22 protein-coding genes, 4 tRNA genes and 1 pseudogene are annotated in these 26,911 nt (G+C 70.3%); 13 read left to right on the top strand and 14 right to left on the bottom strand.

The genetic code is table 11. From position 1 onward, the window contains the following. The 3 genes and pseudogenes from QC283_RS35900 to QC283_RS35890 form a co-directional block, all read left to right on the top strand. Nucleotides 1-514, top strand: a pseudogene (locus QC283_RS35900) (hypothetical protein); the annotation flags it as partial. 176 nt (nucleotides 515-690) lie between these two features. After that, nucleotides 691-2,193 (top strand): N,N-dimethylformamidase beta subunit family domain-containing protein, encoded by a 1,503-nt coding sequence (locus QC283_RS35895; RefSeq protein ID WP_279565967.1) that lies wholly within the window; start codon nucleotides 691-693, stop codon nucleotides 2,191-2,193. A gap of 91 nt (nucleotides 2,194-2,284) precedes the next feature. Continuing rightward, nucleotides 2,285-3,193 carry a phosphoribosylaminoimidazolesuccinocarboxamide synthase gene (locus tag QC283_RS35890; protein WP_279565966.1) on the top strand — a complete coding sequence of 303 codons (909 nt, stop codon included), beginning with the start codon at nucleotides 2,285-2,287 and terminating at the stop codon, nucleotides 3,191-3,193. Nucleotides 3,194-3,254: 61 nt separating this feature from the next. On the opposite strand, the gene QC283_RS35885 is transcribed toward QC283_RS35890, so the two are convergent. From QC283_RS35885 to QC283_RS35850, 8 genes are all read right to left on the bottom strand, one after another. Beyond that, nucleotides 3,255-3,327 (bottom strand) — tRNA-Gly (locus QC283_RS35885). Nucleotides 3,328-3,427: 100 nt separating this feature from the next. Beyond that, nucleotides 3,428-4,042, bottom strand: coding sequence for a response regulator transcription factor (locus tag QC283_RS35880; RefSeq protein ID WP_279565965.1), 615 nt, complete (start codon nucleotides 4,040-4,042; stop codon nucleotides 3,428-3,430). Continuing rightward, nucleotides 4,039-5,298 carry a sensor histidine kinase gene (locus tag QC283_RS35875; RefSeq protein WP_279565964.1) on the bottom strand — a complete coding sequence of 420 codons (1,260 nt, stop codon included), beginning with the start codon at nucleotides 5,296-5,298 and terminating at the stop codon, nucleotides 4,039-4,041. Before QC283_RS35875 ends, QC283_RS35880 begins: the two co-directional genes overlap by 4 nt. A gap of 29 nt (nucleotides 5,299-5,327) precedes the next feature. After that, nucleotides 5,328-6,143: an ABC transporter permease gene (locus tag QC283_RS35870; protein WP_279565963.1), complete on the bottom strand. Its 816-nt coding sequence runs from the start codon at nucleotides 6,141-6,143 to the stop codon at nucleotides 5,328-5,330. Further along, on the bottom strand, nucleotides 6,140-7,111 hold the full coding sequence (locus tag QC283_RS35865) for an ABC transporter ATP-binding protein (protein ID WP_279565962.1): 972 nt from the start codon (nucleotides 7,109-7,111) through the stop codon (nucleotides 6,140-6,142). The genes QC283_RS35870 and QC283_RS35865 overlap by 4 nt, the downstream gene beginning before the upstream one ends. A gap of 182 nt (nucleotides 7,112-7,293) precedes the next feature. Then, nucleotides 7,294-7,366, bottom strand: a tRNA-Gly gene (locus tag QC283_RS35860). An 80-nt stretch (nucleotides 7,367-7,446) separates the two neighbouring features. Beyond that, a tRNA-Gly gene (locus tag QC283_RS35855) sits at nucleotides 7,447-7,518 on the bottom strand. Between the two features lie 209 nt (nucleotides 7,519-7,727). Next, the gene (locus tag QC283_RS35850) at nucleotides 7,728-8,045 is read right to left on the bottom strand and encodes a histone-like nucleoid-structuring protein Lsr2 (RefSeq protein WP_279565961.1); all 318 of its coding nucleotides are present in this window, start codon (nucleotides 8,043-8,045) and stop codon (nucleotides 7,728-7,730) included. 350 nt (nucleotides 8,046-8,395) lie between these two features. On the opposite strand from QC283_RS35850, the gene purS reads away from it, so the two are divergent. Genes purS through purL form a run of 3 tightly spaced genes read left to right on the top strand, consistent with a single transcriptional unit; the run spans nucleotide 8,396 to nucleotide 11,624 of the window. Further along, nucleotides 8,396-8,668, top strand: a complete 273-nt coding sequence (gene purS, locus QC283_RS35845) for a phosphoribosylformylglycinamidine synthase subunit PurS (RefSeq protein WP_053133538.1) — start codon at nucleotides 8,396-8,398, stop codon at nucleotides 8,666-8,668. After that, nucleotides 8,665-9,369, top strand: a complete 705-nt coding sequence (gene purQ / locus QC283_RS35840) for a phosphoribosylformylglycinamidine synthase subunit PurQ (RefSeq protein WP_279565960.1) — start codon at nucleotides 8,665-8,667, stop codon at nucleotides 9,367-9,369. Before purS ends, purQ begins: the two co-directional genes overlap by 4 nt. Then, on the top strand, nucleotides 9,366-11,624 hold the full coding sequence (gene purL, locus QC283_RS35835; RefSeq protein ID WP_279565959.1) for a phosphoribosylformylglycinamidine synthase subunit PurL: 2,259 nt from the start codon (nucleotides 9,366-9,368) through the stop codon (nucleotides 11,622-11,624). The genes purQ and purL overlap by 4 nt, the downstream gene beginning before the upstream one ends. A gap of 73 nt (nucleotides 11,625-11,697) precedes the next feature. Here the strand turns inward: purL and QC283_RS35830 are convergent, their stop codons facing one another. Next, a complete protein-coding gene (locus QC283_RS35830) occupies nucleotides 11,698-12,282 on the bottom strand; it encodes a Uma2 family endonuclease (RefSeq protein ID WP_279565969.1) in 585 nt (194 codons plus the stop codon). Nucleotides 12,283-12,465: 183 nt separating this feature from the next. Between QC283_RS35830 and QC283_RS35825 the strand changes: the two genes are divergently transcribed. The 5 genes from QC283_RS35825 (at nucleotide 12,466) to purM (ending at nucleotide 18,110) form a co-directional block, all read left to right on the top strand. Next, nucleotides 12,466-13,710, top strand: a complete 1,245-nt coding sequence (locus tag QC283_RS35825; RefSeq protein WP_279565958.1) for a hypothetical protein — start codon at nucleotides 12,466-12,468, stop codon at nucleotides 13,708-13,710. A 10-nt stretch (nucleotides 13,711-13,720) separates the two neighbouring features. After that, entirely contained in the window at nucleotides 13,721-14,518 is a 798-nt protein-coding gene (locus QC283_RS35820) for a maleylpyruvate isomerase family mycothiol-dependent enzyme (RefSeq protein ID WP_279565957.1), read from the top strand. Nucleotides 14,519-14,562: 44 nt separating this feature from the next. Beyond that, nucleotides 14,563-15,411: an META domain-containing protein gene (locus tag QC283_RS35815; RefSeq protein ID WP_279565956.1), complete on the top strand. Its 849-nt coding sequence runs from the start codon at nucleotides 14,563-14,565 to the stop codon at nucleotides 15,409-15,411. Between the two features lie 62 nt (nucleotides 15,412-15,473). Then, entirely contained in the window at nucleotides 15,474-17,000 is a 1,527-nt protein-coding gene (purF, locus tag QC283_RS35810) for an amidophosphoribosyltransferase (RefSeq protein WP_279565955.1), read from the top strand. A 42-nt stretch (nucleotides 17,001-17,042) separates the two neighbouring features. Next, nucleotides 17,043-18,110 (top strand): phosphoribosylformylglycinamidine cyclo-ligase, encoded by a 1,068-nt coding sequence (gene purM, locus QC283_RS35805; RefSeq protein WP_279565954.1) that lies wholly within the window; start codon nucleotides 17,043-17,045, stop codon nucleotides 18,108-18,110. A 156-nt stretch (nucleotides 18,111-18,266) separates the two neighbouring features. On the opposite strand, the gene QC283_RS35800 is transcribed toward purM, so the two are convergent. Together QC283_RS35800 and QC283_RS35795 are read right to left on the bottom strand one after the other, a co-directional pair. Beyond that, nucleotides 18,267-18,521 carry a DUF3073 domain-containing protein gene (locus QC283_RS35800; protein ID WP_279565953.1) on the bottom strand — a complete coding sequence of 85 codons (255 nt, stop codon included), beginning with the start codon at nucleotides 18,519-18,521 and terminating at the stop codon, nucleotides 18,267-18,269. A 404-nt stretch (nucleotides 18,522-18,925) separates the two neighbouring features. Then, nucleotides 18,926-20,020, bottom strand: a complete 1,095-nt coding sequence (locus QC283_RS35795; RefSeq protein WP_279565952.1) for a Leu/Phe/Val dehydrogenase — start codon at nucleotides 20,018-20,020, stop codon at nucleotides 18,926-18,928. 219 nt (nucleotides 20,021-20,239) lie between these two features. On the opposite strand from QC283_RS35795, the gene QC283_RS35790 reads away from it, so the two are divergent. Then, on the top strand, nucleotides 20,240-21,091 hold the full coding sequence (locus tag QC283_RS35790; RefSeq protein ID WP_279565951.1) for a hypothetical protein: 852 nt from the start codon (nucleotides 20,240-20,242) through the stop codon (nucleotides 21,089-21,091). 544 nt (nucleotides 21,092-21,635) lie between these two features. Further along, the gene (gene bldC / locus QC283_RS35785) at nucleotides 21,636-21,842 is read left to right on the top strand and encodes a developmental transcriptional regulator BldC (protein ID WP_003949541.1); all 207 of its coding nucleotides are present in this window, start codon (nucleotides 21,636-21,638) and stop codon (nucleotides 21,840-21,842) included. Nucleotides 21,843-22,334: 492 nt separating this feature from the next. On the opposite strand, the gene QC283_RS35780 is transcribed toward bldC, so the two are convergent. From QC283_RS35780 to hrpA, 3 genes are all read right to left on the bottom strand, one after another. Continuing rightward, nucleotides 22,335-22,529, bottom strand: coding sequence for a DUF6274 family protein (locus QC283_RS35780; protein WP_279565950.1), 195 nt, complete (start codon nucleotides 22,527-22,529; stop codon nucleotides 22,335-22,337). Between the two features lie 222 nt (nucleotides 22,530-22,751). After that, a tRNA-Asp gene (locus tag QC283_RS35775) sits at nucleotides 22,752-22,826 on the bottom strand. A 94-nt stretch (nucleotides 22,827-22,920) separates the two neighbouring features. Beyond that, entirely contained in the window at nucleotides 22,921-26,880 is a 3,960-nt protein-coding gene (gene hrpA / locus QC283_RS35770; RefSeq protein ID WP_279565949.1) for an ATP-dependent RNA helicase HrpA, read from the bottom strand. Between the last annotated feature and the right edge of the window lie 31 nt (nucleotides 26,881-26,911).

Here is a 26,911-nt window from a genome sequence, read left to right as displayed (position 1 = left end):
CGCCCCCACCGCCCACGCCGACGCGGACTTCCCCGACGGCGACCACCCGGACCACCGCTGCGCAGACGACGATGACGACCTCGCCGGCACCACCGTCCGCGGTGCCGCCCTGGCCGCCGGGCTCAGTGCCCAGCTGGCCCGCGAGGAGGCGCGGGCGCAGTCGGCCGGAGCACGGTCCTCGGCCCCTGGGACAGCCGCCGGACCGGCCGGCCCCGACGCCGCCCTCTGGGACGACGGGGCGCTGCCCCTCCTCCCCCTCCAGCCTCCGCGCACCGGCCGCGAGATCCTCACCGCCCACATCACGGCGATGGTGTGCTGCGCGGCGATGGACACCGCCGGCGCGGCCCCCGGCCTCGACTGGCTCGACGGACCGTCCCTCCTGGTCAATGGCGCCCGCGCCGCTGATCTGGCCCCCCGCGTCCGCAGCCTCGTGGAGACCGGCGACCCGGGCCCTCTGCGTGACTGGATCGGCGAGCTCGGCATACGCCCGGAAAAGCCGGTGCGTCTGGTCTGATCCCGGCCCGGTACACCGGGACCGCCAAATCGGATCCGCTGATTCCACTTTCGGCCACTTCGCAACGAACAGTGACAGCACGCGCGCGAAATGTGATGTGCTGGGACCGATCGCGCACATGGCAAGGGCGTCAGTCATACGCACGACCACGGGGGCACGAGGGAGGGGGCTGTCCCATGGGGCCCGAGCAGATTCGCCGCTGGGAGTCGGGAGCACTCGCGCATGCCGTGACGGACCCCTTCGGACAGGGGCCCGTCCCCTGGCTGCGCGGCGGCGAGACGTACTTCGGCGACACCGGCCAGGTCGTCCCCTGGTACGCGGACCAGGACGCCGTACCGGACCCGGACGGCAAACCGGGCAGGAAGAAGCCCCGGCGGCACACCGACGGCGGCGGACCGCGCGCCGCCGACGACGTCCGCCGCCAGATCAAGGGCTTCACCGCGACCGGAGCCGCCGCACCCGGCGAGGCCATCGACTTCCACATCACCGTCGACCCGCCCCAGGAATTCAGCGTCGACGTCTACCGGATCGGCCACTACGGCGGTGACGGCGCCGCCAAGATCACCACCAGCCCCCGCCTGTCCGGCATCGTCCAGCCCCCGCCGCTGACCGCCGACCGCACGGTCTCCTGCCACCACTGGTGGCTGTCCTGGCGGCTGCAGATCCCGTCGTACTGGAACATCGGCGCGTACGTCGCCGTCCTCACCACCTCCGACGGCTACCGCTCCCACGTGCCCTTCACGGTCCGCCACAGTCACCCCGCCGACCTGCTCCTCGTCCTGCCGGACATCACCTGGCAGGCGTACAACCTCTACCCGGAGGACGGCCGCACCGGCGCCAGCCTCTACCACGCCTGGGACGACGACGGCCGGCTGCTGGGCGAGGCGGACGCCGCGACGACCGTCTCCTTCGACCGCCCGTACGCGGGCGCCGGTCTTCCCCTCCACGTCGGCCACGCCTACGACTTCATCCGCTTCGCCGAGCGTTACGGCTACGACCTCGCCTACGCCGACGCCCGCGACCTGCACTCCGGCCGCGTCGACCCGACCCGCTACCGGGGGCTGGTCTTCCCGGGCCACGACGAGTACTGGTCCGTCCCCATGCGCCGCACCACGGAGCTGGCCCGCGAGCAGGGCACGTCCCTGGTCTTCCTCTCCGCCAACACCATGTACTGGCAGGTGGAGCTGGCCCCCTCCCCGTCCGGCGCCCCCGACCGGCTGCTGACCTGCCGCAAGCGCCGGGGACCGGGCCGGCCGGTGCTGTGGCGGGAGGTCGACCGCCCGGAACAGCAACTGCTCGGCATCCAGTACGCCGGCCGCGTCCCCGGACCGCACCCGATGATCGTCCGCAACGCCGGGCACTGGCTCTGGGAGGCCACCGGCGCCCACGAGGGCGACGAGATCGAGGACCTGGTCGCGGGCGAGGCCGACCGCTACTTCCCGCGCACCGCGCTCCCCGTGCACGACGAGCGGGTCCTGCTCGCGCACAGCCCGTACACCGACGCCGACGGCGCCCGGCGCCACCAGGAGACGTCGCTGTACCGGGCTCCGTCCGGCGCCTGGGTCTTCGCCTCCGGGACGTTCGCCTGGTCCCCGGCCCTGGACCGTCCGGGTCACGTCGACCCACGCGTCCAGCGGGCCACCGCCAACCTCCTGGACCGCATCTGCAAACGGGACTGACCCGCACCCGGCACCCCCACCGCCCCGCCGTCCCCGGTCCCCCGCCCGTACGGGACAATCGGAGCATTGGACAGAACCACGGGGAGGAACCGTGTCCGGATTCGTTGAAAAGCCCGAGCCGATCCAGGTTCCGGGTCTGGTGCATCTGCACACCGGCAAGGTGCGCGAGCTGTACCAGAACGAGGCGGGCGACCTCGTGATGGTCGCCAGCGACCGCATCTCCGCCTACGACTGGGTGCTGCCGACCGAGATCCCCGACAAGGGCCGGGTGCTCACCCAGCTCTCCCTGTGGTGGTTCGACCAGCTCGCGGACCTGGCGCCGAACCACGTCCTGAGCACCGAGCTGCCCCCCGGCGCCCCCGCCGACTGGGAGGGCCGCGCGCTGGTCTGCAAGTCCCTGCGCATGGTCCCCGTGGAGTGCGTGGCCCGCGGCTACCTCACCGGCTCGGGGCTGGCCGAGTACAACGAGACGCGTACCGTCTGCGGTCTCGCCCTCCCCGAGGGTCTCGTGGACGGCTCGGAGCTGCCCGCCCCGATCTTCACCCCGGCCACCAAGGCCGAGGTCGGCGAGCACGACGAGAACGTCTCCTACGAGGAGGTCGCCCGCCAGGTCGGCGCGGACACCGCGGCCGCCCTGCGCCAGCTCACCCTGGCCGTCTACTCCCGCGCCCGGGACATCGCCCGTGACCGCGGCGTCATCCTGGCGGACACCAAGTTCGAGTTCGGCTTCGCGGGCGGGAGCGCCGAGGACCTGGTCCTCGGCGACGAGGTCCTCACCCCGGACTCCTCCCGCTTCTGGCCGGCCGACCAGTGGCAGCCGGGCCGTGCGCAGCCGTCGTACGACAAGCAGTTCGTCCGGGACTGGCTCACCTCGGCGGAGTCCGGCTGGGACCGCGAGAGCGAGCAGCCCCCGCCCCCGCTGCCGCAACAGGTCGTGGACGCGACCCGCGCCAAGTACGTGGAGGCGTACGAGCGCCTGACCGGTCTGACCTGGTCGTAGGTACTCCGCCAAGGGCGGACACGAGAAAGCCCCCGGCCGGAGCCGGGGGCTTCTCCTACGGAGCGAACGACGAGGTTCGAACTCGCGACCTCAACCTTGGCAAGGTTGCGCTCTACCAACTGAGCTACGTTCGCACTGCGCCGTGAGCCGAAGCCCTAGACCGAAGCCTTGAACCGAAGTCCTGAACCGAAGTCCTGAACCGAAGCCGTGGACTTCGCCGTGGCGCGACAGCCACTATACCCAACCCCGCTCGCGGGCGAGCCGCACCGCCGCGTGCCGGTTCTCCGCCCCGAGCTTGTTAGCGGCCGACGACAGGTAGTTCCGTACGGTCCCCTCCGCGAGCGAGGCACGCTCGGCGATCTCCGCGACGGGCGCCCCGTCGGCGGCGTGCTCCAGCACCTCGGCCTCGCGCGCGGTCAGTGGCGAGTCCCCGGCGGAGATCGCGTCGGCGGCCAACTCGGGGTCGACGTAGCGGTTTCCGGCGTGGACCGAGCGGATCAGCTCGGCGAGCCGCTGGGCGCTGACCGTCTTGGGGACGAACCCGCGCACACCTGCCGCGAGGGCCCGCTTGAGGTGGCCGGGCCGCCCGTGGCTGGTCACGATCAGCACCCGGCAGGCGGGCAGCTCGGTCCGCAGGGATGTGGCGACCTTCACACCGTCCGCGCCGGGCATCTGGAGATCCAGTACGGCGACGTCCGGCTCGTGCGCCCGGGCCATCGCCAGTGCCTCCGGCCCGGTGGCGGCCTCGGCGACCACGACGAGGTCGTCCTCCAGGGACAGCAGGGCCGCCAGTGCCCCGCGGATGAGGTGCTCGTCGTCGGCGAGCAGCACGCGCACGGTCGTCGTCACGGCGCCACTTCCCGTGCGGTCTCCGCCCCGGCGGCCGGCAGCGGCACTTCGGCCATCAGCCGGAACAGTCCCTTGCCGGCGGTCCCCGCCTCCAGCGTGCCGCCCACCGCCAAGAGCCGCTCCCGCAGGCCCGCGAGCCCCGAACCGCCGGTCCCGGCGGGCGCGCCCGTGGCGGCCGGGGAGCCGGTCCCCTCCGTGACGCCGTCGTTCTCCACCGTCAGCACTACCCGTCCTTCCGACATCAGCACCGTCACGGCGACCTTCTTCGCGTCCCCGTGCCGCAGCACGTTCGTGGTCGCCTCCCGCACCACCCAGCCGAGGGCCGACTGCACCTCGGAGGGCAGGCCGGTCGTGCCGCCCGTGATCTTCGCGGAGATACCGGCCGCCGCGAGCACGCCCCGGGCACCGGCCAGCTCGACCTCCAGGGCGACCTCCCGGTAGCCGCGTACGACGTCCCGGACCTCGCGCTGCGACTCCTGGGCGATGCGCTGCGCCTCGATCATCTGCTCCACCGCCTCGGGCCGCCCGCGCCGGGCCAGCTGGACCGCCAGTTCGCTCTTCAGGGCGATCACCGCGAGGTTCCGTCCCATCACGTCGTGCAGGTCCCGCCCGAACCGCAGCCGTTCCTCGGCGACGGCGAGCCTGGCCCGGGTCTCCTTGGCCTCGTCGAGGGCGAAGACCAGGTTGAGGAGCCAGACCGAGAGGACCGCCGTGAAGGCGATGAACGCGCCGACCCCCAGCAGGACACAGGCGGTGACCAGCGCGCCGCGCCACGGCGTGCCCACGGCGAACGACACGAGACCCGCGCCCGCCGCGAAGCCGCCGACCAGGGCGACGACCCGGGTGCGGCGCACACCGAGCGTCAGGACGCCCACGCCGAAGCCCTGCATGCCCACGAAGACACCGAGGGCCGCGGCGTCGACGTCGTCGCCCCCCGGGCCGTGCTCCACGAGAGCGATCGCGAGGACCGCGAGGACCGCGGTGACGGCGCCGAGCAGCCACAGCTGCCGTACCGGCTGCGCACGGCGCCCGCAGATCCAGTCCAGCGCCCGGGAGGCGGTCGCCACGCCCACCACGGCATGCGCGAGGACCATCAGGAACAGTGCGGTCGCGAGCCGCGGTCCGACCCGGCCGTAGGACGACAGTCCGATGGCGACGACCTCGCTCAGGGCGAGGAAGTGGAAGGACCACCGGGTGTACGTCTCCACCTTCTGCGGCATGCTTTTCCGCCGCCACCATTCACCGGGCCCGCGCATCCGTCCGCCGTTCCCACTCGCCCCGTACCTCAGTGCCGCGGTTCCCAGCGGAACCGCCGCTGTACAGCAAACACCGCGACCACGGTCCAGGCCACCGCCGTCGCCACGGCGCCCAGCGTCTCGTACGCGGACAGGTCGCCGGTCCAGCCGCCGCGCACCAGGGTGATGACGGGGGTCAGCGGCAGCAGCTCGCAGAGGGAGGACGCGAGGTCGGGGAGCACCTCCAGCGGGACGAACATGCCGGAGCCGAGCATCGAGGCGAACATGAACGGCATCGGCGTGACCTGTGCGCTCTCCCCGGTCCGGGTGAAGCTCGCGGTGACGGCCGCGAGCGCGGCGCACATCACGAGGCCGAGCAGCAGGCCGAGGACGGCCAGGTGGGGCGCGGACGGCGCGGACAGGTCCAGCAGGACGAAGCAGCCCGCCGCCAGCAGCAGGCTCTGCACGAGCCCGGTGAGCACGGACGGCAGGGCGGAGCCGCCCAGGATCTCGGCGTCCCGCAGCTCGCCGGTGCGCAGCCGCTTGAGGACGAGTTCCTCGCGCCGGACGACGAAGACGCCGACGAGGGCCGAGTAGACGGCGAACAGCAGGGAGAAGCCGATCGCGGCGGGCAGCACGAGCGTGCCGGTGGTCAGTCCGGCCTCGGCGAGGTCCATCTCCTTGGACGCCGACCACACGCTGAACGGCAGCACCAGCGGCACGAACAGCGCGGCGACGATGGTGCCCTTGTTCCGTCCGAGGAGGATCAGTTCGGCGCGGGCGAGCGCGGTCATCCGGCTCATCGGTGTGGTGACCGCCCCCTTCGTGGCGCGCGGCGAGCGGGTGTCCGTGTCCGTGGCGCTCATGCCGCGTACTCCTTCGTCGTCGTTCCCTCGGCCGCTCCCGCTGCCGCCTCCTTGGCGATCCCCAGGAAGGCCTCCTCCAGGGACGCCGACCGCATGTCCAGGCGGCGCAGCTCCACGCCGGCCTGTCCGGCCCACACCAGCAGCCCGGTGGCCGCGCGCTGCAGTTCGTGGGTGCGCAGCTTGACGATCCGGCCGTCGACCTCGTGGTCGCCGACGCCGAGCTCTCCGAGGGGCGGCAGGTCGCCGACGAAGTAGCCGTCGGGCAGCTCGAAGGAGATCCGGGAGGGCCGCGAGGCGGTGACCTCGGCCGGGGTTCCGGTGGCGGCGATCCGGCCCTCGTGCATGATCGCGAGCCGGTCGGCGAGCTGCTCGGCCTCCTCCAGGTAGTGCGTGGTCAGCAGCACCGTCGTGCCGCCGTCGCGCAGCGCGCTCACCAACTCCCAGGTGTCCCGGCGGCCTTCGGCGTCCAGTCCGGTGCTGGGCTCGTCGAGGAAGAGCACCTCGGGGTCGCCGAGCAGCGCGAGCGCCAGGTCCAGGCGGCGTCGTTGGCCGCCGGACAGCTGCTTCACGCGGGTGTCGGCCTTGGACTGCAGCCCGACCACCTCCAGGACCTCCATCGGCGGGCGGGCCCCGCTCACACATCCCGCCCACATCCGGGCGGTCTCGACGACGGTCAGCTCGGAGGGGAAGCCGCCCTCCTGGAGCATCACCCCGGTGCGGGGGCGTACGGCGGCGCGCTCGGTGTACGGGTCGTGCCCGAGGACGCGCACCCGTCCGCCGGCCGGAGCGGCGAGGCCCTCCAGCAGCTCGACCGTCGACGTCTTGCCGGCGCCGTTGGTGCCGAGCAGCGCGAAGACCTCCCCGCGGCGCACGGAGAAGTCGATTCCGCGCACGGCCTCGAACCCGCCCCCGTACACACGTCGCAGGTCGGTGACCTCAATCACGTGTTCGTGTTCGTTTGATTGCATGCCTCAAGCATTCCGGACCGTCGGGCGGGACAACAGTGCGGCCCCTCATCGCCAGGCATGACAAATGTCAGACGCGGCCACCCGCACTCAGGCACCCCGGATCCGTGTTTCGTGCGTCCGCGCCCCGGGACCCGGACGCACGAAAAGACCCCGGTCCTTGGAGGACCGGGGTCTGATTCCCGAGCGGACGACGAGGTTCGAACTCGCGACCTCAACCTTGGCAAGGTTGCGCTCTACCAGCTGAGCTACGTCCGCATTGCCTCCGACCGGCCTTCACCGATCGGTGCGAGCACCAGCCTACCTGATCGACATGAGTGATCGGTACGGCGATGCAGAGCGGGTGACAGGAATTGCACACTGCGCCTTCCCCCTGGAAGGGGGATGTTCTACTACTGAACTACACCCGCATGTTCCGTGAGCTGGGCCTTTCGGCCTTGCCCCTCGGCGTGCTCCAGACTTTAGCTGATCACCCGGGGTGCTGCGCAAGTCGGTTGCCGCGAGGGGCGGCTGAGCGGCAGTCGGCAGTCGGCCGCTCAGCCCTGTGGGTCAGCCCCGCCGGTCGTGCGGGTCGGGGCGGGCGGCCGTGCCGACCGTGCGGGTCAGCCGGGCGGGCGGCTCAGCGCGCCTCGGCGAACGCCTCGTACACCCTCTTCGGGATCCTGCCCCGCGCGGGAACGTCCATCTTGTTCGCCTGCGCCCAGGCCCGGACCGCCGCCGGGTCGGGGGCGACCTCCGTCTGCCGGTAGGTCCTGCCGGAGCGCGACCGCTTACGGCCGGCCGAGACGTACGGCTCGAGCGCCTCGCGCAGTTCCCGGGCATTGGTTTCGTTCAGGTCGATCTCGTACATCCGGCCGTCGACACCGAAGGCGATCGTCTCCGCCGCTTCCGAGCCGTCGATGTCGTCAAAGAGAGTGACTACGACACGCTGCGCCACGAATATCGGTCCCTTCGTGCGGCATCTCCGCGATGACGTGCCAAGACGTGTCAAGACGCCGCGATGATGCCGACTGTTCGCCTGTAATTGGGCAAAGTATCGGCTAATGACATTTCATTTGTACAGTGCCCGGCATTGCAATGGGAAGCCCGACTAAATCTCTCCGCGTGTCCACCGCGCAATAGGTGTCCGGGCCCGATCCGGGATCTTTCCCGAAGCTTTTCGTGACCGACTCCTGCCGATACCCGATCGTGACGGTGCTCACGTAGTTTCCTCCAAGGCTACGCGCGTAGAAATTTTGTACGGGTAGTCTGAAGGGACCTGCTCAGCACCACACACCGGGAGTGCCAGTGGCACGCGTCGTAGTCGACGTCATGCTCAAGCCGGAGATCCTCGACCCCCAGGGCCAGGCGGTGCAGCGCGCACTGCCGCGGCTGGGTTTCGAGGGGATCTCGGACGTACGTCAGGGAAAGCGATTCGAACTGGAAGTGGACGGGCCGGTCGACGACGCCGCCCTCGCCCGCATCCATGATCTTGCGGAATCCTTCCTCGCCAACACCGTGATCGAGGACTTCACCGTCAAGGTCGAGTCCGATGACGTAGTCGCGGGGGCCGTGAAGTGACCGCTCGTATTGGCGTCGTCACTTTCCCCGGCAGTCTCGACGACCGGGACACGCAGCGCGCGATCCGCGTCGCCGGCGCCGAACCCGTCGCCCTCTGGCACAAGGACAAGGACCTGGGGCAGGTCGACGCCGTGGTGCTCTGCGGTGGTTTCTCCTACGGCGACTATCTGCGCGCCGGCGCCATCGCGCGCTTCTCGCCGGTGATGGACACCCTCATCGACCAGGCGAAGGCCGGTCTCCCGGTGCTCGGCATCTGCAACGGCTTCCAGATCCTCACGGAGGCCCACCTGCTGCCCGGCGGGATGCTCGGCAACGACCACCTGCACTTCATCTGCCGCGACCAGAAGCTGCGGGTGGAGAACGCGGACACCGCCTGGACCAGCGACTACACCGCCGGTCAGGAGATCCGCATCCCGCTGAAGAACATGGACGGCCGCTACGTCGCCGACCGGCGGACGCTGGACGAGCTGGAGGCCGAGGGACGCGTGGCCTTCCGCTACGTCGTCGACGGCGACGCCGCCGACGGATGCGGCAACCCGAACGGCTCGCTCAACGACATCGCCGGCATCACCAACGCCGCCGGGAACGTCGTCGGTCTCATGCCGCACCCCGAGCACGCCGTCGAGCCGCTGATCGGCACCGGCCGTACCGACGGCCTCCCGTTCTTCACCTCGATCCTCAAGAAGCTGGTCAACGCATGAGCCGGACGCCTCTGGACACGGTCGAGCACGCGACCGCGACCCCCGACGTCGAGCTGCCCTGGGCCGAGCTGGGCCTGAAGAAGGACGAGTACGAGCGGGTGGTGGAGATCCTCGGCCGCCGCCCGACCGGCGCGGAACTCGCCATGTACTCCGTCATGTGGTCCGAGCACTGCTCGTACAAGAGCAGCAAGGTCCACCTGCGCCAGTTCGGCGAGAAGGCCCCCGAGTCCGACGCGATGCTCGTCGGCATCGGCGAGAACGCCGGTGTCGTCGACGTCGGCCAGGGCTACGCGGTCACCTTCAAGGTCGAGTCGCACAACCACCCCTCCTACGTGGAGCCCTACCAGGGCGCGGCCACGGGCGTCGGCGGCATCGTCCGCGACATCATCGCGATGGGCGCCCGCCCGGTCGCCGTCGTGGACCCCCTGCGCTTCGGCGCCGCCGACCACCCCGACACCAAGCGCGTCCTGCCCGGCGTCGTCGCCGGCATCGGCGGCTACGGCAACTGCCTGGGCCTGCCCAACATCGGCGGCGAGGTCGTCTTCGACGCCTGCTACCAGGGCAACCCGCTGGTCAACGCCGGTGCCATCGGCGTCATGCGGCACGAGGACATCCACCTCGCCAAGGCCTCCGGCGCGGGCAACAAGGTCATCCTGTACGGCGCCCGCACCGGCGGCGACGGCATCGGCGGCGCCTCGATCCTGGCCTCCGAGACCTTCGACGACGCCAAGCCCTCCAAGCGCCCCGCCGTCCAGGTGGGCGACCCCTTCCAGGAGAAGCTCCTCATCGAGTGCACCCTGGAGGCGTTCGCCGAGAAGCTCGTCGTCGGCATCCAGGACCTCGGCGCGGCGGGCCTGTCCTGCGCCACGTCCGAGCTGGCGTCCAACGGCTCCGGTGGCATGCGCGTCACCCTGGACGATGTCCCCCTGCGCGACTCGACCCTCTCGCCCGAGGAAATCCTCATGAGCGAGTCGCAGGAGCGCATGTGCGCGGTCGTGGAGCCGGAGAAGGTCGACCGCTTCCTCGAGATCTGCGACAAGTGGGACGTCATCGCCACCGTCATCGGTGAGGTCACCGACGGCGACCGTCTGGAGATCTTCTGGCACGGCGGCAAGATTGTCGACGTCGACCCGCGCACCGTCGCCCACGACGGCCCGGTCTACGAGCGCCCCTACGCCCGCCCGGAGTGGCAGGACGCCCTCCAGGCCGACGACGCGAACAAGCTGCCCCGCCCCGAGACGGGCGAGCAGCTCAAGGACCAGGTCCTGAAGCTGGTCGGGTCCCCGAACCAGGCGTCCAAGCAGTGGATCACCCAGCAGTACGACCACTTCGTGCAGGGCAACACCGTCCTCGCCCAGCCCGAGGACTCGGGCATGATCCGCGTGGACGAGGAGTCCGGCCTCGGTGTCGCCATCGCGACCGACGGCAACGGCCGGTACGCCAAGCTCGACCCGTACACGGGCGCGCAGCTGGCCCTCGCGGAGGCCTACCGCAACGTCGCGACGACCGGCGCGAAGCCCCTCGCGGTCTCCGACTGCCTGAACTTCGGCTCGCCGGAGGACCCGGCGGTCATGTGGCAGTTCGCGGAGGCCGTGCGCGGTCTGGCCGACGGCTGCCTGCAGCTCGGCACCCCGGTGACCGGCGGCAACGTCTCCCTCTACAACCAGACGGGCGAGGCGGCCATCCACCCCACCCCCGTGGTGGCCGTGCTGGGCGTCATCGACGACGTGGCCCGCCGTACGCCGGTCGCCTTCCAGGAGGAGGGCCAGCTGCTCTACCTCCTCGGCGACACCCGTGAGGAGTTCGGCGGCTCGGCCTGGTCCCAGGTGATCCACGACCACCTCGGCGGCCTGCCCCCGAAGGTCGACCTGGAGCGCGAGCGCCTGCTCGGCGAGATCCTGATCTCCGCCTCCCGCGACGGCATGATCGACTCCGCGCACGACCTGTCCGACGGCGGTCTGGTCCAGGCGGTCGTCGAGTCGGCGCTGCTCGGGAAGAAGGGCGCGCGTCTGGTCGTACCGGACGGGCTCGACGCCTTCACCTTCCTGTTCTCGGAGTCGGCGGGCCGCGCGGTCGTCGCCGTCCCGCGCTCGGAGGAGCTCCGCTTCACCGACATGTGCGGCGCGCGGGGCCTGCCCGCCACCCGCGTCGGCGTCGTCGACGGGGACGCGGTGGAGGTCCAGGGCGAGTTCTCGCTGCCGCTGGCCGAGCTGCGCACGGCGCACGAGGAGACGATCCCGGCGCTGCTCGCGTAGCGGTCGCGGGAGTTGTCACGAGCCGAGGTCCCGTCCGGTTGCTTCCGGGCGGGACCCCGTCGTTCTCGTCGCTTCAGCGCACGTAGTTCTTGAGGATCTCCGTGTCGAGTTCGATGCCGACCGGGTCGGGGAGGACCACCCGATCACCGAACTTCGCGACGCGTACGTCACGGTAGCCACCAACACTCCGGTCCGGAGAGCTGTGCACTGTGACCGTGCAGGAATCCCGGTCGATCAAGAGGTACACGGGAATTCCCGCCTCGCCGTAGGCGGTCGGCTTCTCGCGACGGTCTCGTCGGTCCGTGTCCGAGTCGTACGAGGTCACCTCGACGACCATGAGCGCTCCGTCCGGGTCAGCCCACTCCCCGTGTCCGGCGAAGTGGGCCTCCGCAGTGAGGATGGCATCCGGTTTCGCCCGGCTCCGCCGGTACGCGTCCACGCGTAGGCCTTGGCCCTGCGCCAGGTCCAGTTCGGGCCGACTCTGCATACAGCGCCGGGTCAGCCAAGACAAGATGGCGGTGTGGTCTCCGTCAGTCACTGCTTTGGTTCCGATCCGTCCGTCGATGAACTCCAACGTGACGGTCTCGGGAGCGGCGGAAGCGATCGTTTCGAACTCGTCCACCGACATCTGAGACGTGTGCTCGGCCATAACCGTCATGTTGCACCTCCTTCCAGGCGCGGACCAGTGTTTCCGTGGTTCGGCGCTCCACGTGCGGTTTTCCCGGCCGGACACACGTACGGGTGACCGCCCCGGGCCCCTCGGCGAGCCCACCGCGGCTGTTAGTTTCGTCGGGCGGTCGCGTGGCGGACCCGGGCCGCGATACGGGGAGACGGGGGAGCGGTGCGGGTTCCAGACGGTGTGCGCAAGTCCGTGAACGTCCTGCTGTGTCTGGCCGCCGTCGTGGCCATCGGCTGGAGCGGCCGCGAGATATGGCAGGTGTGGGACGGTCGGCGGCAGATCGACGAGGCCTGTGCGGGGCTCGTCCCGGCCGGGCGGGTGCTGGCGCTTTCCCCGGCCGGCGGCACGATCACCCACCGCGTCGCCGACGAGGGTGTGATCGAAATCGACGGCGGCCTCGATGCCGGGTCCGCACAGGACTGCGAGATCTTCAGCACCGAGGCCGGTGAGAAGGACGGCGAGGAGCGAGGCTCGCGGTGGTTCTTCACTGGAGCGGTGGGGGTACTGCCGGCGGGCCGCCCGCTGATCGCCGACGGGCCGCTGACGGAGCTCGTCGACAGCTACGGCGGTCCCACCCATCCCGACCAGCCGCTCGGCGGCGACATCGCCGGCTGGGTCACGGAGTCCGACGTCGTCGTCCAGCTGCCGTGCGCCGAGGGCAGGCTGGACGGACGGGTGGGGAAAGCCCTGTGGGCGCGGGCCTCGTTGCAGAATCCCGGGCGGCGGTTCACAGTCGACGGTCAGGTCAGCGCGCACGACCGCGACATCCTCGCCGAGACCGCCGTGATCACGGCCAACAACCTCGCCGGCCGGCTGGGCTGTGCCGACCGGCTGCCCGACGCGCCGGAGAACGTCCCCGCGCTGCCCGAGGGGCCGGTCCCGGCGGCGCGCGCCGAGGGCACCTGTGCCTGGTACGGCAAGGCCGGCTTCGCCCGCCGGGCGGGATTCCCGGACCAGGTCGTCGAGAGCCGCACGGACGACCGGCTGTGGGACCAGCGGTGCGGCCTCGTGCTCGGCGCGAGCCGGGCCAGCGCGCTTTACCGGGCCGAGGGGAGCGAGCACCACGTCAGCCGTCCGGAGCGTCTCGCACGATGGTTCGTCTCCCTGCACACCTACGCCGGCGAGAACGCGAGGAACCTCCTGCTCACCAGCACCGACCTGCGCGAGGACCCCGAGCCCGCGACACCCGGCCGGGCCGGACGCAGCACCGAGGACCCGATCTGGTGGGCGTCCTCCGTCTGCGACGGCAAGCCGCAGATCCACACCATGACCATCTCCCTGGGCTACGACAGCATCATGACCTCGCGGATGGAGCAGGTCTTCCGTGCCTACGTCGACGACGTGACGAACCGCCGGCACTGCACGGACCTGGTATTTCCCGAGAGCTCCACCTTCCGTGCCGACTAGGCTCACCGCCATGCCGCCCGTCAGGAAACGTCTCCGCGCCTACGACCCCGCCCGGACCCGTACCGCCGTACTGGCCCAGTTCGGGAACGTACGGGCGGCCGTCCGCACCCTCACCCCCGAGCAGTTCGCCCTGCCGACACGGCTCGGCGACTGGACCGTACGGGAGCTGGTGGCGCACGTCGGCATGGCCCTGACGGCGGTGGACCGGCTGCTCGGTGAGCCGGAGCCCGCACGGCAGGACGGGCACCTGCTCGACTGGCCGTTCGCGATCGCCGCCGACGCGGACGCCATCGCCGGCACCGCCCGGCGCCTCGCGGCCGAGCACCCCGACCTCGACGCCCACCTCGCCGAGACCGAGCGGCGCTTCACCGACCGCCTCGACGCCCACCCCGGTAGCCGGCTGCTGCCCACCAGCGCGGGCGCCCTGCCGCTGGCCGACTACGTCGTCACCCGCACCGTCGAGCTGGTCGTCCACACCGACGACCTGAACGCCGCCGTGCCCGGCCTCGACGTGCCGTACGACCGGCAGGCCCTGGCCGCCGCGACCCGGCTGCTGGCCGACGCGCTCGCGGCGAAGGCGCCCGGCGGCTCGACGGAGGTGCGGGTCCCGCCGTACGCCGTCGTGCAGTGCGTCGAGGGCCCCCGGCACACCCGCGGCACCCCGCCCAACGTCGTCGAGACCGACCCGCTGACCTGGGTCAGGATGGCCACCGGGCGGCTGGCCTGGAAGGACGCCGTGGCCGGGGCGAAGGTGAGCGCGAGCGGGGAGCGGGCCGACCTGGGGGAACTGCTGCCACTGCTCAGGTGAGCAGGCGGGGGGAACCGGATCCTCCGCGCCTCCGTCGAATCGGCATGTACAGGCAGAAGCAGCAGAGGCAGAAGCAGCAGAGGCAGCACGAGCAGGGGCAGCAGAAGCGGCGGCAGCAGCGCGGCAGGAGCCTGGCCGTCGCGGCCGTTGTCGCGCTCGTCCCGCTCGCGGCGGCCTGCGGCAGCGAGAAGGCGGACGGCGGCAGCGGCAGCGGATCCGTCGGCGCGGACAAGCCCGTCACCGGTGTCCGGTGGAGCATCGACAGCGTCACCGTGGACGGCACCACCCACAAGGCACCGGACGCGGCGCGCGTCCGGATCGACGACAGCGGCGAGGCGGTGGGCAGCACCGGCTGCAACACCTTCAGCGCCCGCGCCGCCGTCGACGGCGAGCGGGTCCGGCTGAGCGACGCCGTGTTCACCGAGAAGGCCTGCGACAGGACGCCCATCGGCTTCGAGAAGTCCCTCGGCCGCGCCCTCACCGCCGGTTCGCTCACCACCGACACGGCGGGCGAACGCCTGACCCTCACCACTTCCGACGGCGACACCGTCCGGCTCAGCAGGCAGCCGGACGCGTCCCTGTACGGCACGAAGTGGACCGTCACGGCCCCGGGGCCCGAGGGCCGCGCCCACCTCACCTTCGACCGGGACGCGAAAACCGTCGCCGGCCGCCTGCCCTGTAACCACGTCAACGCCGGGGCCACCGTCAGCGACGGACATATCACCCTCGGCGTCCCGTCCACCACCCGAATGATGTGCGAAGGCTCACTCATGGACGCCGAGAAGCGGATGCTCCGCTTCTTCGACGGCCGGGTCGACTACCGGATCGATCATGAAACCCTCACGCTGACCAGCGAAGACGGCACCACCGTCCGGGCCGTCGCCGACCAGTGAGCCACGCGTGAGCCGATGTCCCCAATTCGGACCAGTGGTCGACCTCGCCTACACTCGGAGACGTGCCACGTGGTGACGGTCGACTCAATCACGATCTGCTTCCCGGCGAGAAGGGCCCCCAGGACGCTTGCGGCGTCTTCGGTGTCTGGGCCCCGGGCGAAGAGGTCGCAAAGCTCACGTACTTCGGGCTGTACGCCCTCCAGCATCGGGGCCAGGAATCCGCGGGAATCGCGGTCAGCAACGGCTCCCAGATCCTCGTCTTCAAGGACATGGGCCTGGTTTCCCAGGTCTTCGACGAAACCTCTCTCGGTTCGCTCCAGGGTCACATCGCGGTCGGTCACGCCCGCTACTCGACCACCGGTGCCTCCGTGTGGGAGAACGCCCAGCCGACGTTCCGTGCCACCGCGCAGGGCTCCATCGCGCTCGGGCACAACGGCAACCTCGTCAACACCGCCCAGCTCGCCGAGCTGGTCGCCGACCTGCCCAAGCAGGACGGCCGCTCGACGCGGGTCGCGGCGACCAACGACACCGACCTGGTCACCGCGCTGCTCGCGGGCCAGGTGGACGACGACGGCAAGCCGCTGACCGTCGAGGAGGCGGCCGGCAAGGTGCTGCCCCAGGTGCGCGGCGCCTTCAGCCTCGTCTTCATGGACGAGCACACCCTCTACGCCGCCCGTGACCCGCAGGGCATCCGCCCGCTGGTCCTCGGCCGGCTGGAGCGCGGCTGGGTCGTCGCCTCCGAGTCCGCCGCCCTCGACATCTGCGGCGCCTCCTACGTCCGCGAGATCGAGCCGGGCGAGTTCGTCGCCATCGACGAGAACGGCCTGCGCACTTCCCGATTCGCGGAAGCGAAGCCCAAGGGCTGTGTCTTCGAGTACGTGTACCTGGCCCGCCCGGACACGGACATCGCCGGCCGCAACGTCTACCTCTCGCGTGTCGAGATGGGCCGCAAGCTGGCGAAGGAGGCCCCCGCCGACGCCGACCTGGTCATAGCGACCCCGGAGTCCGGCACCCCCGCCGCCATCGGGTACGCCGAGGCCTCCGGCATTCCGTTCGGCGCCGGCCTGGTGAAGAACGCCTACGTCGGCCGTACCTTCATCCAGCCCTCGCAGACCATCCGCCAGCTCGGCATCCGCCTCAAGCTGAACCCCTTGAAGGAAGTCATCAAGGGCAAGCGGCTGGTCGTCGTCGACGACTCCATCGTCCGCGGCAACACCCAGCGGGCCCTGGTCCGCATGCTCCGCGAGGCGGGCGCCGCCGAGATCCACATCCGGATCTCCTCCCCGCCGGTGAAGTGGCCCTGCTTCTTCGGCATCGACTTCGCGACCCGTGCCGAGCTCATCGCCAACGGCATGAGCGTCGAGGAGATCGGCACCTCCATGGGCGCCGACTCCCTGGCGTACATCTCCATCGACGGCATGATCGAGGCGACCACCATCGCCAAGCCGAACCTGTGCCGCGCCTGCTTCGACGGCGAGTACCCGATGGACCTCCCCGACCCCGAGCTGCTCGGCAAGCAGCTCCTGGAGACCGAGCTGGCCGCCGGGCCCGCCGGTACGGCCGCCACCGACGCCATCCGTCGCCCGTAGCCGTCCGCCTCCCTGCCGTACGACACGAAGGTTCTCATCGTCATGCCTGACACAACTGGTGCCAGCTACGCAGCCGCGGGCGTCGACATCGAGGCGGGCGACCGCGCCGTCGAACTGATGAAGGAGTGGGTGAAGAAGACACAGCGCCCCGAGGTCCTCGGCGGCCTCGGCGGCTTCGCCGGCCTCTTCGACGCCTCCGCCCTCAAGAACTACGAGCGCCCCCTGCTCGCCTCCGCCACGGACGGTGTCGGCACCAAGGTCGACATCGCCCGGCAGCTCGGCGTCTACGACACCATCGGCCACGACCTGGTCGCCATGGTCATGGACGACATCGTGGTGTGCGGTGCGGAGCCGCTCTTCATGACCGACTACATCTGCGTCGGCAAGGTCCACCCCGAGCGTGTCGCCGCCATCGTCAAGGGCATCGCCGAAGGCTGTGTACTGGCCGGCTGCGCCCTGGTGGGCGGCGAGACGGCCGAGCACCCCGGCCTGCTCGGCGCGGACGACTTCGACGTCGCCGGCGCCGGCACCGGCGTGGTGGAGGCCGACCGGCTGCTCGGCCCGGACCGCATCCGCAAGGGTGACGCGGTCGTCGCCATGGCAGCCTCCGGGCTTCACTCGAACGGGTACTCGCTCGTTCGCCACGTCCTGCTGAACGAGGGCGGCCTGTCCCTGGACGCGCACCTCGACGGCCTCGGCCGCACCCTCGGCGAGGAGCTCCTGGAGCCGACCAAGATCTACTCCCTGGACTGCCTGGCCCTCATGCGCACCACCGAGGTCCACGCCTTCAGCCACGTCACCGGCGGCGGACTCGCCGCCAACCTGGCCCGTGTGATCCCCGAAGGCCTGCACGCCGTCGTCGACCGCTCCACCTGGACCCCGGGCGCGATCTTCGACCTCGTCGGTACGACGGGCCGGGTGGAGCGCCTGGAGCTGGAGAAGACCCTCAACATGGGCGTGGGCATGATCGCCATCGTCCCCGAGGAGTCGACGGACGTGGCGCTGGCGACCCTGGCCGACCGCGGTGTGGACGCCTGGGTGGCCGGTGAGATCACCGACCGCGACGACCACGAGACGGGCGCCGCCCTCGTCGGCGACTACGCCGGCTGAGACGAGACGACGGCCGTTCGGGTGATGGCGAACGTGCGGGTGATGACGGCCGTGCGAGCGGTGCGCGCAGTGGCACATCGCCCGAACGGCCGTGCGGGTAGCACAGAACCCGGTCGGTGACGTGAGTCACCGACCGGGTGAGTGTTCAGTGCAGGGTCAAGCGCCGCGTCGCTGTTGCGGGGACTGGCCGTCCTCGTCGTGGTCGTCGTCCTCATAGAGGTCGGCGTACCGTGCGTACACGTCATCGTCCTGCTCATCGTCCTCGAATTGCTCGCCGCCGTTAGGCGGTTGCGGATTCGACGGCGATGCGCCCAGCTCCTCGGCCAGGCGGGAGAGATCAGTCCCACCGCTGTTGTACTTCAGCTGGCGGGCGACCTTCGTCTGCTTGGCCTTGGCCCGGCCGCGCCCCATGGCTCGACCCCCTCAACGACGGGGCTCGACGGCCCCAGAGTCTTGACACGCGTTCATGGTCCGGAACGGGCTCTCCGTGGAGAGACCGGTCCGTAGGGCTTCCACGGTACCTGAGCCCACGCCCATACGGTACGTCGCCCGTAGGACGTGGCTACGCCCAGGACCATCGAGGCGCCCCGTCCTCGCTGGTCAACGGCGATTTTAACCACCTTTCGACGGTCGACCCGCCGGGATAAGTGAGAGTTCTCTCTAACTGCCCCCCGGCGGGTACCGGTCAAACCTTCGAGGACCCTTCCCCGAACCAGCACGCGATCACCGGCCGGATCACCGCCGGATCACCGGCCGGATCACCGCCGGATCACCGGCCGGATCACCGCCGGATCACCGGCCGGACGGTCACGGGATCACTGCCCGGTGCGTGCCTCCGCCATCCGCTGCTCGGCGATCCGGTCGGCCGCGGCGGCCGGCGGAATACCGTCCTCCTTCGCACGTGCGAATATGGCCAGCGTGGTGTCGTAGATCTTCGCGGCCTTCGCCTTGCACCGGTCGAAGTCGAAGCCGTGCAGCTCGTCGGCGACCTGGATGACACCGCCGGCGTTCACCACGTAGTCCGGCGCGTAGAGGATCCCGCGGTCGGCGAGGTCCTTCTCCACCCCCGGGTGGGCGAGCTGGTTGTTGGCCGCGCCGCACACCACCTTGGCGGTCAGCACCGGCACGGTGTCGTCGTTCAGCGCGCCGCCGAGCGCGCAGGGGGCGTAGATGTCCAGGTTCTCCACCCGGATCAGCGCGTCGGTGTCGGCGACGGCGACCACCGACGGGTGCCGCTCGGTGACGGACCGCACGACGTCCTTGCGGACGTCCGTGACGACGACGTGGGCACCCTCCGCGAGCAGGTGCTCGACCAGGTGGTGGCCGACCTTGCCGACACCCGCGATGCCGACGGTGCGGTCGCGCAGCGTCGGGTCGCCCCACAGGTGCTGGGCGGCGGCCCGCATGCCCTGGTAGACGCCGAAGGAGGTCAGCACGGAGGAGTCACCCGCGCCGCCGTTCTCGGGGGAGCGGCCGGTGGTCCAGCGGCACTCGCGCGCCACGACGTCCATGTCGGCGACGTACGTACCGACGTCGCACGCGGTGACGTACCGGCCGCCGAGGGAGGCGACGAACCGGCCGTAGGCGAGGAGCAGCTCCTCGCTCTTGACCTGCTCCGGATCACCGATGATCACGGCTTTGCCACCGCCGTGCTCGAGACCGGCCATGGCGTTCTTGTACGACATTCCGCGCGCGAGGTTCAGCGCGTCGGCGACGGCCTCCGCCTCGCTCGCGTACGGGTAGAAACGCGTACCGCCGAGCGCGGGGCCCAGATCGGTGGAGTGGATGGCGATGACGGCCTTGAGGCCGCTCGCCCGGTCCTGGCAGAGCACGACTTGCTCATGTCCCCCCTGGTCCGAGTGGAACAGGGTGTGCAGTACATCAGCAGGTGCGCCGGTTACGTCGGTCACGGTGGTGACTCCTGTGTAGTTGCGGCGGGTGGAGAGGGTCCCCGTGCGGGTGGCGGGGACTGTGGCATGAGATTAGAGCCTGGGGGCGTCAGCCCGCCGCACAGTGCTCAGGATCACCTCCGCACGGAGTACGGGCGTGCGACGATTCGCGGAGGTTCCCGCGCGTTTGTGATCGGCTTCCGCAGGTTTTCGCCGCGGTGCGCGGGGGAGGGAGCAGGCGTGCCCAAGGTGTCCTCGGTGGTCGTCCCGTACGCGGCGTACCTGCGTGTGTACGAGCCGCTGGCCGCCTTCCCGGAGGCGGAGCGCGGCCACTGGACCCGCTATGCCCGCCGCGCCGACCTGCCCTCCTACCAGGACGAGCTCCGCCGTTCCCTGGCCGACCTGCTGCCCACCCCGCCCGTGGCGGTACCGGTGCACGAGAGCGCGGACGCCTTCGTGACCGAGGTCGACGGCGTGGTCTGCGTCTGCCCCTGGCGGACCCGGCTGCGCGGCTGGCAGGCACTGGGGGAACTGGCCGAGGACTTCCCGGAACCGGTGCTGGACGCCCTGCTCCCACCGGTCGTGCGCCGCGAGAGCGCCCAGGACTACGAGCGCTGGCTGGAGCGCAACCCGGACGCCCGCCCCTGGATCCGCACCGCGACCTGGCAGGTGCCGATCAACTGGTTCGTGCTGGTCTCCGACGCGGAGCGCGAGTACGACAAGGGTGGCGACGGCCAAGGGGCGACCGCGCCCGTGCTGCGCTACCGGACGCCGATGGTGCAGGCCCGCCGGCGGGTGGCCCGGGGGCTGCGAGCCCTGAAGGAGGCCATGGACGAGGGGCCGCTCATCGACGGCCTGGTGGACGTGGGGCGCTGGCTGGAGGAGTTCCATCCGCGGTCCCTGGTGGAGTTGGACTACGGCGGGCTCGTACACGCCCTCCCGGCCGGTGAGTTGGAGGACGACCACTCCGCCGCGGATGTGGCCGAGGGTATCGAGGCGCTCCGGCACGGCGACGGGGTCACGGCGGGGGCGGCGTACGGGCGGCTCGTGGAGCGCTGGCGGACGGTGCGGGACCGGCGGTCGGCGAACTGACGTTTGACGTACCGCCCGATGTGGGGTTTCGTCTTCCGATCCGACACCCGCCCGGAGTGGGCTGATCTTCCGGCAACAGGGGACGTAGGTCCCGATCCGGGCGTATGCGTCAAGCGTGACGGACCGCACGTACAGCACTCTTGCGCCGCTTCCCCCTCCTCATGCCAAAATAGGACAAGGAGTCCGGGGAGGGCTCCTTCCGTCCTGCTGTGATGCACTGTGGGCGGAATCTTCGCATTGCACGCTTTGGGGGGTCTGGTGTCAGGTCTGGTGACCTCTGATCGCTCTGTGACTGATCGTCACAGGGGCGTGACTGTCCGCTATGGCATGGTCCATCGGCTTCCGTCGCTGATGAACACCTGGGAGGGCAATTCCATCGGTTTGGCCGACGCGGCTGGACGGATGGTGTAGTTGTAGTGCCGAGGACAAGCCGTTCGTCCTATAACCGACTCGACTCGCGTCCGCCATTTCGGGCAACGCGGGTCAAGGTGCAGAATTTAGAGGAAAGAACCGAGAAGGTTCGGTTCTCCCGAGGAGGCCGCTCATGACCGCTCGCACCCCTGATGCCGAGCCGCTGCTGACCCCGGCTGAGGTCGCCACCATGTTCCGCGTCGACCCGAAGACGGTCACGCGCTGGGCGAAGGCCGGCAAGCTCACGTCGATCCGCACGCTCGGCGGGCATCGCCGCTACCGCGAAGCCGAGGTCCGCGCTCTGCTCGCGGGCATTCCGCAGCAGCGCAGCGAGGCCTGAACAACTGAATAACCGGGCAAAACGGCAGGTCCCCCAACCTGTCGGGACGCTCGGCACCACAGCTACAAACGATGCCGTTCCTGCCCCAACAGGGGTGCGTCGTGTGATCGCGCTGGACTCCGCCGGGTCCAGCGCGATCTTTTTGTGTCCGGCCTCGCGTCCGGCCGCGTCCGGCCGCGTCCGACCGTGCGGCAGGCCCGCCCCGGTGTCCGGTCCTGTGCCGGCCGGTGGGCGGCGGGCCGGCTGTCGTGAGCGGCCTTGTCGGAGTCTGGGGAGGGGTGTCGGATCCGCTGTGCGAGGACCCCGGAGACGGGTGCCATTGCACATATTAAATTGACTAGTTGTAGGAGAGCTGTAAGTGCCACGGTTTCAAAAACTCATGCGGTGACACCCGTCACACGGCGCGCTGCTTGTTGGCTCTGGCATATGTGCGCTATTGGAGGCGAGGACTCCAGCAGGTCGGCGTGGCAAGGGCGTTGAGGCCGGCGGGCTTCACCCGGTGGGCGCGCTTCCGTCCTCGGGGCCCTCTTGACGGCCCGTCGGCGACTGTGAGGCGGGCGAGTCCAACGCCAGCCGCAGCAGCCGGTGGCAGATCGGGCAGTGGCGCGTCAGGTGGCCGTACGACGACGCGGCCGACAGATGCGCGCGGAGCAGGGCCCGCGTCTCGTGCCTGACCGATGCCGCCATACGCCACCTCCAGGGGGCACACGGGGAACGTGCCCTGTCTTTGGAGTACCGAGCGAATGTGACGCCGTCAAGGCCGTGAGACGGGCACTGAGGGCTTTTGGTGGCCACGGGGCGGGAAGCGACGGAAGAGCGGCAGCGAACAGCGCCCCGGCCGCGGCCGGGGCGGGCGCGCGGGGCACACAAGAAGAGACCCGCACCGATCGGTGCGGGTCTCTTCTGCTGCGGTCCTGACGGGATTTGAACCCGCGGCCTCCACCTTGACAGGGTGGCGAGCACTCCAAACTGCTCCACAGGACCAGGTTCTGCGGCGCTTTTCTTGCGTTGCGCTGCGAGAAGAGACTCTACAGGAGGGTGAGCCCCTTGGTCGAACTCACCCTCCGTGCGGGCCTCGTCACGGCGCGAGCGCGTCGATCGCCTTCACGATCCGCTTGTCGGAGACCGGGTACGCCGTGCCCAGCGCGTGCGCGAAGTAGCTGACCCGCAGCTCCTCGATCATCCAGCGGACGTCCAGGACCTGACGCGGGACCGGCCGCCCCTGCGGCATCTGCTCCAGCAGCCACGCGTACTCGTCCCGCATCTCGTGGACCTTCTCCATCCGGGACGTGTCCCGCTGGACGCCGGTCGGCATCTGCTGCAGCCGCCGGTCGGCCGCGACCAGGTACCGCATCAGGTCAGGCAGCCGCCCGACCCCCGCCTCCGTGACGAAGCCGGGCTTCACCAGCGCGTCCAGCTGCCCCCGCACGTCCTGGAGGTTCGCCAGCAGCGCCGGGCTCTTCGTGGCCTTCAGACGGCGCCCACAGGCCTGCCAGGCGGCCAGCACCTGCTGCACCTGTCCCACCGTGCGGACGGTCGTGTCGACGATCTCCGCGCGGACCTTGTCGTAGAGCTTGCGGTACGACTCCTCGTCCCACACCGGCCCGCCGAAGTCCGCGATCAGCTTGTCCGCCGCGGCCATCGCGCAGTCGTCGAACAGGGCCTGGATCGAACCGTGCGGATTCGCGGACAGGTTCAGCTTCTGCTGGTTGGTCAGGCGATCGCTCGCGAACTTCGCGGGGCTGACCGGGATGTTGCGCAGGATCAGCCGACGCGTGCCCTTCCACATCGCCTGCGCCTGCTCGGCCTCGGTGTCGAAGAGACGTACGGAGACGGTGTTCGCCGCCGGACCGTCGTCGACCAGCGCCGGATACGCCTTCACCGGCTGGCCCGCCCGGCGCGTCTCGAAGACCCGGGACAGCGTGCCGATCGTCCAGTCCGTCAGCCCGGTGCGCTCCAGGGACTCGCCGCCACTGCGCTCGGCGGTGGCGGCCGCGGCCTGCGACAGCGCCTTGCGCGCCTTCGGCCTCAGCCGGACCTTAAGGACCTCCAGGTCCTTGTCCTCCGCCAGCTTGCGGCGCCGCTCGTCGACGATCCGGAAAGTGATCTTCAGGTGGTCGGGCACCCTGGCCCAGTCGAAGTCCTCCGCGTCGAACGGCACCCCCACCATGCGCTTCAGCTCCCGCGCCATGGTCACCGTCAACGGCTCCTGAAGGGGCACGGCCCGGTCCAGGAACGCCTGCGCGTAGTTCGGCGCCGGTACGTAGTGGCGGCGGATGGGCTTGGGCAAGGACCGGATGAGTTCCGTGACGACCTGCTCCCGCAGGCCCGGGATCTGCCAGTCGAAGCCCTCGTCCGTGACCTGGTTGAGCACCTGGAGGGGCACGTGGACGGTCACGCCGTCCGCGTCCGCCCCCGGCTCGAACTGGTACGTCACGCGGAACTTCAGCGGCCCCTGACGCCAGGAGTCCGGATAGTCGTCCTTGGTGACCGCACCCGCCTTCTCGTTGATGAGCATCTCGCGCTCGAAGTCGAGGAAGTCGGGCTGCTCGTGCCGTTTGTGCTTCCACCACGAGTCGAAGTGCGCACCCGAGACGACGTGTTCGGGCACCCGCTGGTCGTAGAAGTCGAACAGCGTCTCGTCGTCGACCAGGATGTCCCGGCGCCGCGCGCGGTGCTCCAGCTCCTCGACCTCGGTCAGCAGCTTGCGGTTGTCCGCGAAGAACTTGTGGTGGGTACGCCAGTCGCCCTCGACCAGGGCGTTGCGGATGAACAGCTCCCGGCTGACCTCCGGATCGATCCGCCCGTAGTTCACCTTGCGCTGCGCCACGATCGGCACGCCGTACAGCGTGACCTTCTCGTACGCCATCACCGCCGCCTGGTCCTTCTCCCAGTGCGGCTCGCTGTACGTGCGCTTGAGAAGGTGCCCGGCGAGCGGCTCCACCCACTCCGGCTCGATCTTCGCGTTGACCCGGGCCCAGAGACGGGAGGTCTCCACCAGCTCCGCCGACATCACGAACCGCGGCGGCTTCTTGAACAGCGCCGAACCCGGGAAGATCGCGAACTTGGCGCTGCGCGCGCCCAGGTACTCGTTCTTCGCGCCCTCCTTCACGTCCTTCATGCCGACGTGGGAGAGGAGTCCGGCCAGCAGCGAGACGTGGACGCGGTCGTCGGGGGCTGCGTTGTCCTCGTCGTTGAGATGGAGGCCCATCTGCTTGGCGACCGTACGCAGTTGCGTATAGATGTCCTGCCACTCGCGGATCCGCAGGAAGTTGAGGTACTCCTGCTTGCACATCCGGCGGAAGGACGACGAGCCCCGCTCCTTCTGCTGCTCGCGGACGTACCGCCAGAGGTTGAGGAAGGCCAGGAAGTCGCTGGTCTCGTCCTTGAAGCGGGCGTGCTGCTGGTCGGCCTGGGCCTGCTTCTCCGCCGGGCGCTCCCGCGGGTCCTGGATGGAGAGCGCCGCCGCTATGACCATGACCTCGCGGACACAGCCGTTCTTGTCGGCCTCCAGGACCATCCGAGCCAGCCGAGGGTCGACGGGCAGCTGGGCCAGCTTGCGCCCGGTGTCGGTGAGCCGCTTGCGTACGTCCTTCTGCGCCGGGTCCAGCGCTCCCAGTTCCTGGAGGAGCTGCACACCGTCGCGGATGTTGCGGTGGTCCGGCGGATCGATGAAGGGGAACTTCTCGATGTCGCCGAGGCCGGCCGCGGTCATCTGCAGGATGACGGAGGCGAGGTTGGTCCGCAGGATCTCGGCGTCCGTGAACTCCGGCCGCGCGGTGAAGTCGTCCTCGCTGTACAGCCGGACGCAGATGCCGTCGCTGGTGCGTCCGCAGCGGCCCTTGCGCTGGTTGGCGCTGGCCTGCGAGATCGGCTCGATCGGCAGCCGCTGCACCTTGGTGCGGTGGCTGTACCGGGAGATCCGGGCGAAGCCGGGGTCGATGACGTACTTGATGCCGGGGACGGTGAGGGAGGTCTCGGCGACGTTGGTCGCCAGCACGATCCTGCGCCCGGTGTGCTGCTGGAAGACGCGGTGCTGCTCGGCGTGCGAGAGCCGCGCGTACAGCGGCAGCACCTCCGTGAACTTGTACTTCTTCTTCTCCAGCGCGTCCGCCGTGTCGCGGATCTCCCGCTCGCCGGAGAGGAAGACGAGGATGTCGCCCTTGCCCTCGCCCATCAGCTCCTCGACGGCGTCGGTGATCGCCGTGATCTGGTCACGGTCGGCGTCGTCCCCGTCCTCCTCGAGAAGCGGCCGGTAGCGCACCTCCACCGGGTACGTCCGCCCGCTGACCTCGATGATCGGCGCGTCACCGAAGTGCCGGGAGAAACGCTCGGGGTCGATGGTCGCCGACGTGATGACGACCTTCAGGTCCGGCCGCTTCGGCAGCAGCTGGGCGAGGTAGCCCAGCAGGAAGTCGATGTTGAGGGACCGCTCGTGGGCCTCGTCGATGATGATCGTGTCGTAGGCGCGCAGCTCGCGGTCGGTCTGGATCTCGGCGAGCAGGATGCCGTCCGTCATCAGCTTGATGAAGGTGCCGTCCGGATTGACCTGGTCGGTGAACCGCACCTTCCAGCCGACGGCCTCACCGAGCGGGGTGTCCAGCTCGTCCGCCACCCGCTCGGCGACGGTACGCGCGGCGATCCGCCGGGGCTGGGTGTGCCCGATCATGCCGCGCACACCACGGCCGAGCTCGACACAGATCTTCGGGATCTGGGTGGTCTTCCCGGATCCCGTCTCACCGGCGACGATGACGACCTGGTGATCACGGATGGCCTCCGCGATCACGTCCTTCTTCTGGCTGACGGGCAGCTGCTCGGGGTAGCTGACGGCGGGAACCCGGGCCCGGCGTTCACCGATGCGCTGCTCGGCCTTGGCCACCTCCGTCTCGATCTCGGCGAGAACGGCGGCGCGGGCCTCCGGCTTACGGATCTTCCGCGCACCCTCGAGCCTGCGGCCGAGCCGGTGCGCGTCGCGCAGGGACAGCTCGGTCAGCCGGGGGGCGAGGGTGCCGAGGGCGGGGGCAGGATGCGTAGACATACGGATTCCAGGATCTCATCCCGGGGAAAAT

This window comes from Streptomyces sp. DH41 (assembly GCF_029813785.1).
Classification (GTDB): Bacteria; Actinomycetota; Actinomycetes; order Streptomycetales; family Streptomycetaceae; genus Streptomyces.
The sequence above is the reverse complement of the archived record's forward strand: the minus strand, read 5'-3'. Positions and strand labels throughout refer to the sequence as shown.

Coding starts and splice junctions, on each gene's coding strand:
- QC283_RS35780 (WP_279565950.1), bottom strand. CDS start 22,529: ATGGCGGCATCGGTCAGGCACGAGACGCGGGCCCTGCTCCGCGCGCAT.
- QC283_RS35865 (WP_279565962.1), bottom strand. CDS start 7,111: ATGCAATCAAACGAACACGAACACGTGATTGAGGTCACCGACCTGCGA.
- QC283_RS35830 (WP_279565969.1), bottom strand. CDS start 12,282: ATGACGGTTATGGCCGAGCACACGTCTCAGATGTCGGTGGACGAGTTC.
- purM (WP_279565954.1), top strand. CDS start 17,043: ATGCCTGACACAACTGGTGCCAGCTACGCAGCCGCGGGCGTCGACATC.
- QC283_RS35895 (WP_279565967.1), top strand. CDS start 691: ATGGGGCCCGAGCAGATTCGCCGCTGGGAGTCGGGAGCACTCGCGCAT.
- QC283_RS35820 (WP_279565957.1), top strand. CDS start 13,721: ATGCCGCCCGTCAGGAAACGTCTCCGCGCCTACGACCCCGCCCGGACC.
- QC283_RS35870 (WP_279565963.1), bottom strand. CDS start 6,143: ATGAGCGCCACGGACACGGACACCCGCTCGCCGCGCGCCACGAAGGGG.
- QC283_RS35800 (WP_279565953.1), bottom strand. CDS start 18,521: ATGGGGCGCGGCCGGGCCAAGGCCAAGCAGACGAAGGTCGCCCGCCAG.
- QC283_RS35875 (WP_279565964.1), bottom strand. CDS start 5,298: ATGCGCGGGCCCGGTGAATGGTGGCGGCGGAAAAGCATGCCGCAGAAG.
- bldC (WP_003949541.1), top strand. CDS start 21,636: ATGACCGCTCGCACCCCTGATGCCGAGCCGCTGCTGACCCCGGCTGAG.
- purL (WP_279565959.1), top strand. CDS start 9,366: ATGAGCCGGACGCCTCTGGACACGGTCGAGCACGCGACCGCGACCCCC.
- hrpA (WP_279565949.1), bottom strand. CDS start 26,880: ATGTCTACGCATCCTGCCCCCGCCCTCGGCACCCTCGCCCCCCGGCTG.
- QC283_RS35815 (WP_279565956.1), top strand. CDS start 14,563: ATGTACAGGCAGAAGCAGCAGAGGCAGAAGCAGCAGAGGCAGCACGAG.